A 5,943-nucleotide genomic window follows, 5' to 3' on the forward strand; every position below is an offset into this window, starting at 1 on the left:
TAGTCCCTATCCTCTCTGCTCAACAGATCGGAACAAGACCCAGGACGGTTCATTCGACCGGCTCATGGCCGCCGAAACCGATGAGCTGAACCAGCTGACCACCAACCGTGACCGACTCCAACACGAACAAGAACGCCTGCTGCAAGCCCACTACGCCGACGCCATCCCACTCGCTCTACTCAAACGCGAACAAGACCGCATCCTGGGTGAACTAGACCAGGTCAACCGACGCATCGACGCCCACCACGGCGAGTACATCGAGGCCAGAAACCACCTCGAAGACGCCCTGACCCTGCTCGCCAACTGCGCTGACATCTACGCTCGATGCGACGACACCAACCGGCGACTATGCAACCAAGCCTTCTTCACCAAGGTCTACATCGACGAAGACGACAAGCTCCGCGTCGAGCACCAACGCCCCTTCGAGATGCTGCTCGACCCCCAGATCAACGGCAACGCCCTCAACTGGAGCCGAGACGACAACAAGGCCCGAACCCCCGCCAACGAATCGTTGGGCAAGGGTTCGAGCCTTGTGCGTAGGGTGGGCCCTGCGGGGCTCGAACCCGCGACCAGCGGATTAACCTGCCACTTCGACTTTCGCCGCCGCCCCTTCGGGGCGTTCGTGGTCTGGACTGTCCCTTCACCGTAGCTTGCGCCGTAGGTGCCACCCGTCCAGTCTCTACACCTTCCAAGACGTGGTCTCGGCTTGGCTCGGGATTGCCATCTAGATTCCATCTAGGAAGGGTTCCCCGACTTTGAGTGGTGTCATCCCCAGCGTTTCCACCGAGGCGCTCCTATTTGAAGTCCGATGCTCTACCAACTGAGCTAAAGGCCCATGCAGCGCGCTGCGCTGCCTCCCACTATTCAGTTTGGTTGCCTTCCACGCTCAGGGGGCCGGAAGCCCTTTCTGCCCAGAACAGCATCCTCTATCATAGCCCATCTGACTCTTGCCGTTCACTTCGCCGCTGAAGATCTTCTCTCCGTGCTTTGAGTCCGAGGTGGCCTGCGGTCTGCCGGGTACGCACATAGGGCGAGCAGTAGAACCGGGTGGCCTCTTGTCCTCGCAGCTGGGTGTAGGCGGTGGGAAATTGGGCCTCTCGCAAGTGTTGGCCCACGATCTGGGCCTGCCTCTGCCCAGTCTGAGTCAGTTGCCACTCACGCCCAGGGGTGGTCACAGAGTCATCGGTGTAATGAGACTCCTCGCCCTGCCTGGCCAGGGCACCGGCAACGTTGCCCTCAGACTCTCCGTGTCGGATCAGGATCAGGTCCAGCGGCATCATCGTAGGCCTCCTTGTCATCCTCAGTCATGGCCGTGGTCTTTCGTCCAGGCAACGGTGTGGTGCCGGTTCTCCGTCGTGCGTTGTGTCTGGCTTCTCGGCCGGGTTCTTCATGCTCCAGCCAGATCCGTCGGATCGCGACCCGCAGGTCAGACAACCGCACCTCAGGGACCTCATCGGTTCCTGGATTCTCGTAGGAACCTGTGCGGCGGGGCGTATGGTCAGCATCGAGATAGACGTCCTGTCGGACATGGCAGTCCACCGCAGTAACCTCGGGCCTGCCGACGTAGCCTGCTGGCACGAAAGCCCCTGAGTACGGCTCATTGACCGCGGCCAGGCCCTCGATCCTCAGCCTCTCCAACACCCCTTCGATGCGTTGGCTGTGCTGCGCCCCGTCCACCCCGAGGCACCAGGCAGGCCCCTGGTGTTCACCTGGGGCCGGGGTGGGGGTTCCGTGGGCGTGGAGGTTGATGATCAGCACTTCAGCGAAGCGATCCAGGATCCTCTCCAGGGTCTCGCAGAGCAACTGGTGGTAGGCCGCATGAAGCTTCTCGGTGGCACTCTCTGGGTGCTCGTAGGGGTCGAAGGTCAGCCGGGAGTGGAGGTTTTTGACCACATAGGGGGCGCCGTCGTTGGCTCGATTCCAGGCGCTCTGTACACAGTGATCCACGCCGTAGTCGGCGGCATCACGGACCCGGGCCAGCAGACCAGGGTCTTCGGTGGCCCGCTCACCCTGGGATAGGTGCCCGTCCCGGGTGTACTCAGAGGGGACCCGAAGACCTGCATGCGGAATGTGCACCAGCACCGGGAGGTTGCCGTCCATCACCCGCGCCTGCAGATCCTCACACCCGGTCTGTGGAGCGCGCCCAAAGACTGCCAGATCCTCATAGATGTTCTCCGCGGTCTGGGCCTGGAAGTAGAAGTCCTTGACCCGGCGAAGCTCCTGATTCCGCCGGTGATACCAGGCCCATTTCCCCATGACCCCGCCCCCGGTGTTGAGCACCGGGGCAAGCTCAAAGTCCTGGGCAGTGCTGCGTGCTGGGTTCTGCGCCATCAGTGATCCCTCCTGTCTTCCGGCGGATCGGGCAGCAGGCCACCAGCCCGGGAGACCATGAACTCCCGGGCACGGGCGTTGGCACTCTGTTCCAGGGCCTCGACCATCCGACCGAGCCAGGCGCCCTGGGGCTCGTCCGCGGCTTCGGCGATGAGCTGGTTCCAGTGAGCCGAGCGGCCTTCGTCGAAGACCCGCAGGAAATCCTCGGTCTCCCAGACCCAGACCGGTTTCTCCGGCCAGACTCCGAGCTGGCTGCGGTCCACCCCGGTGGTGACCGGTGGAAGCGGCACCCATTCCACGCGCGGCTCCGCTCCCTCCGCCTGGTCCTGCTCGTCGGGCAGGTGGAGGAGACCGAGGTTGGCATCGGGCATCTGATCACACTCGGTGGCGACCACAAGGGTCTGGTGATCGCAACCCTCGATCTGGACCAGTTTGGAGTCCTTGACGTGATAGTGCCCGTGCGCCAACACCCGAGGCTTCACGGCTTGGAAGGCTTCATCGAGGCGTCGGCGTCCTTCGGTGGCATAGGCCAACACCTCCGCTGAACGGCCGAGCGGGGTCTGGATGATCTTGGCGACCATGTCGGTGCCGTGCCAGGGCTCCGGGGCATCGTGGGTGAACATCACATCGGCCGTCCCACCGGCGACGACGGTGGCGACGTCGTCGCCGGTGATCATCTCCTCGATCCACCACGACTGCCCGGTGATGCGGTGTTCGAAATCCACCGACGGCGCCCCACCCAGAGACACGAAACTCCACCCGCTGCGGGTGAACCGATGGCCCCGGGGCAGCAGCGCGATCCGCTCCCTGGCCCACATCACCGCACCCAGCGCCTCGAAATCGGCATGGATGTCACGGTGATCCCGGTTCTGGGCGGAGAGTCGGGAGATCTGCTGGTAATCCTCGTGGTTGCCGGGAGTGACGACCACCCGCATACCGAGCTCATCGAGAGTCTCCTGGAGGGCATCAAGGTAATCGATGCCCTTCTGGCCGGGCCAGATGCCGAAGTCTCCGAGCTGGAAGACCTCCCGCACACCCAGCGAATGCAGGTGGCGCAGGGAGCGGATCGCCCAGGATGTGTTGGCGTGCCAGTCCCCGGCGACCGCCACAGTGGCGCCGCGGCGGGATGTGTCAGTGTCCTGGGTAGGTTCGGTGCTGCTCATGGGTTTCAGCCTAGAGGGCCCCACCGACATGGAATCCGTGTGCTGCAGTCGATCTCGTGGCCCAGGGGTCATGACGGGTCCTCCGGATCAGTGGCGGCCCGGGTATCGGCTAGGCGCTCGATCTTCTGGACCTCCGAGCTGATCCGCCAATGCTCCCAAAACACTGGATCATCTGGATCGTCGTACCAGAAGTAAGGACGCTCCCCAACTTTCGGCCACCAGACCACTCGGGTGAGCGGGACCGGTCTCTGGTCATGTCCCATAGACCCGGACTTCGATGCTGCCGAAGGCATCCGCACGTAGGTCATCTGATCCAGATCCCAGAGATGGAGAGTGCCCTGAGTGGTGATCAGCCACCGGCCCGTGCTCTGTGGGGTGAGCTCATCGGCCTGTTCGCCGGTGGTCTCCCACTGGTGATCGCGTTGGTTCGCATCGTAGGTCTCTGTGGTGTCGTTGGTATCCATGCCCCGTGAGTGTCCGGAAGCCCCAACAAGGTGCGCAGCACACACACGAGGGGTCGAAGGGACCCCGCCGGACGGGCTGGCCCCCGTTGACGACCCCCGGCCGGGCGCTACCGGCATATGAGCACAGCAACTATGGAAACCAAGACAGAGGCGACGCCGACAATGCCGAAGCTATGGACCCGGCAGGAAGCTGCCGACTACCTCGGAGTCTCGGCCAAAACGCTGGCGAACTGGGCCTCCAACGGCATCGGCCCACCCTACTTATCCCTCTGCGGCGGGTCGGTGCGCTACGACCCTGAAACCCTCAGCGCCTGGTTACAAGACCAGCTCCAGAGCACACATGGCTGAGCGCAACTGCGCATAGGCGCTATCTGGGACACCACAGCCCTGGAAGCCGTGCGCTGACAGTCCTCCTCGTCGTCGTCCAGTTTGAAATAATCCCTGGAGAGGATCTGAGGGAGGACAAGGTGACGATGCCGGAGAAGACAACAGGCAGCGAGCCGGTCAGTGACTATGTGCAGGCCCGGCGACTGGGGGTTCCCTTCCGTAACGCAGACGGGGTGCTGGAGTACCCCACGATGCGCAGCCGTCCCCAGCCAGACTTCACCCTGGACCAGTTTCACCGGTTTCTGCTGATCGGCAGTCTGCTGGTTGCGGTGCTCTATACCGTGTGGATGGTGGTGCGTATCCCCTCGATGCCGGATCAGGTGCCGATGCACTTCACCGCCGACGGATCAGTCAATCGGTACGGCTCACCCTGGGAGATTCTGGGCATGGCTACGGTGATGCTCGCTGCGATCATCGGATGCGCGATCCTCACCCGTTTCCCGCGGACCTATAACTACGGGCTGGGCAAAGTCACCGAGGGCAACATCCAGGCCCACTACAAAAACAGTGTCCAGATGATGATCTGGACCGTGGCCACCGTGACACTGATTTATGTGATCGCACTCGGCGGGATCGCCGGAGACTGGCCGATCAGCCCGTGGGTGTGGATCGGGCTGGCAGCAATGTTGGCCAGTCAGGGGTTCTTCATCTACCGGATGTCCAAACTCTGAACCCATCACGCCTGCCCTGAACGGAGCCGGCCACCACGGCTCAGCGCCAGGTGCCGGTCCAGTCGTAAAGTTCCCCGTTGGTGCGGTACTCCCGCAGTGAGGTGATTAGACCTCCATCGACGGTAGCGATGCTGGTGCCTTCGAAAGAACGACGACGCCCCTGCCAGGTGAAATCAAAGACCCACTCGGCTGCTTCTCTGCCCGGTGCGGTGAACGATGAGCTGCTCGGCCAGGAATGGACCGTCCGCCATCCTGCGCATCGTCAGTCCCGGCAAGTAAGCCACCTCCACCTCGTCCATGCTCTGGGCCACGGTGACCGGCAGTGCGCCGATGGTCGCGGGTTGATCGACCACCAGCAGGGTCGGGCCACGTTCGGCAGTCAGTTCGGCCAGTAGGTCTCGGAGTTTGGCCTCATCGTTGGGCAGGGGCTTGTCGTAGACCTTGCCGCCGGTGGTGGTCAGGGCGGTAGCGTGATGCTCACTCTTGCCGACGTCTAAGCCGATGAACAGCGCGAAGTCCTGAAGGTTCCAGACCACGAGCTTTCTCCTCGTTGTTGTGGAGTCCTGTCACCACCCAGAACGGGGCGCCTGGGCAGCCAGCTGCCCAGCCCAGTTCATCCTTCCCAAGCCGGGACGGATGTAGTCGGTGGGCGGTTCATGCTCGGCATCCACGTTAGAAAACAAGCCCTCAAGCCGGGGCTGTCGTGCCTCTATCAGCGATCCACGATCCGCCCGTGACCAGCTCCTGGGTGACAACACTGTGAGTCTAAAAGTGGCTGGTCTGGGACTGGCTGGCAGGATGAGTATCGGCCTGCACTATCGATTGTTCGTGACTCATGACAACACTGACGTCTACGGGATTGTCATTGGTGGGGACTTGTCCGTTCAGCTGATAGTGCTCGGCCGGTACTGGTCCGGCCCACCTCGG

6 protein-coding genes and 2 pseudogenes are annotated in these 5,943 nt (G+C 62.8%); 3 read left to right on the forward strand and 5 right to left on the reverse strand.

The window, feature by feature from the left end:
- Window positions 1-649 (forward strand): annotated as a pseudogene (locus tag RIL96_RS13140) (hypothetical protein); the annotation flags it as partial.
- A 280-nt stretch (window positions 650-929) separates the two neighbouring features.
- Here the strand turns inward: RIL96_RS13140 and RIL96_RS13405 are convergent.
- The 4 genes from RIL96_RS13405 to RIL96_RS13155 all read right to left on the reverse strand — a co-directional run bounded on the left by RIL96_RS13405 (window position 930) and on the right by RIL96_RS13155 (window position 3,958).
- Window positions 930-1,298: a phosphoglycerate mutase family protein gene (locus RIL96_RS13405; RefSeq protein ID WP_374761897.1), complete on the reverse strand. Its 369-nt coding sequence runs from the start codon at window positions 1,296-1,298 to the stop codon at window positions 930-932.
- A complete protein-coding gene (locus RIL96_RS13145; protein ID WP_138170465.1) occupies window positions 1,237-2,331 on the reverse strand; it encodes an N-formylglutamate amidohydrolase in 1,095 nt (364 codons plus the stop codon). Before RIL96_RS13145 ends, RIL96_RS13405 begins: the two co-directional genes overlap by 62 nt.
- Window positions 2,331-3,494: a metallophosphoesterase family protein gene (locus RIL96_RS13150; RefSeq protein ID WP_310549472.1), complete on the reverse strand. Its 1,164-nt coding sequence runs from the start codon at window positions 3,492-3,494 to the stop codon at window positions 2,331-2,333. Before RIL96_RS13150 ends, RIL96_RS13145 begins: the two co-directional genes overlap by 1 nt.
- 68 nt (window positions 3,495-3,562) lie before the next feature.
- Window positions 3,563-3,958 carry a hypothetical protein gene (locus tag RIL96_RS13155; RefSeq protein WP_138170467.1) on the reverse strand — a complete coding sequence of 132 codons (396 nt, stop codon included), beginning with the start codon at window positions 3,956-3,958 and terminating at the stop codon, window positions 3,563-3,565.
- A 132-nt stretch (window positions 3,959-4,090) separates the two neighbouring features.
- On the opposite strand from RIL96_RS13155, the gene RIL96_RS13160 reads away from it, so the two are divergent.
- Both RIL96_RS13160 and RIL96_RS13165 read left to right on the forward strand, forming a co-directional pair.
- Entirely contained in the window at window positions 4,091-4,306 is a 216-nt protein-coding gene (locus RIL96_RS13160; protein WP_166429976.1) for a helix-turn-helix transcriptional regulator, read from the forward strand.
- 125 nt (window positions 4,307-4,431) lie between these two features.
- Complete coding sequence (locus tag RIL96_RS13165) at window positions 4,432-5,016, forward strand: DUF1648 domain-containing protein (RefSeq protein ID WP_138170469.1); 585 nt, start codon at window positions 4,432-4,434, stop codon at window positions 5,014-5,016.
- 242 nt (window positions 5,017-5,258) lie between these two features.
- Here RIL96_RS13165 and RIL96_RS13170 read toward each other — a convergent pair.
- Window positions 5,259-5,552: pseudogene (locus tag RIL96_RS13170) on the reverse strand (IS110 family transposase); the annotation flags it as partial.
- Window positions 5,553-5,943 lie beyond the last annotated feature (391 nt).

The sequence above is a fragment of the Nesterenkonia aerolata genome, assembly GCF_031470965.1.
In the GTDB taxonomy this organism is placed as follows: Bacteria; Actinomycetota; Actinomycetes; order Actinomycetales; family Micrococcaceae; genus Nesterenkonia; species Nesterenkonia aerolata.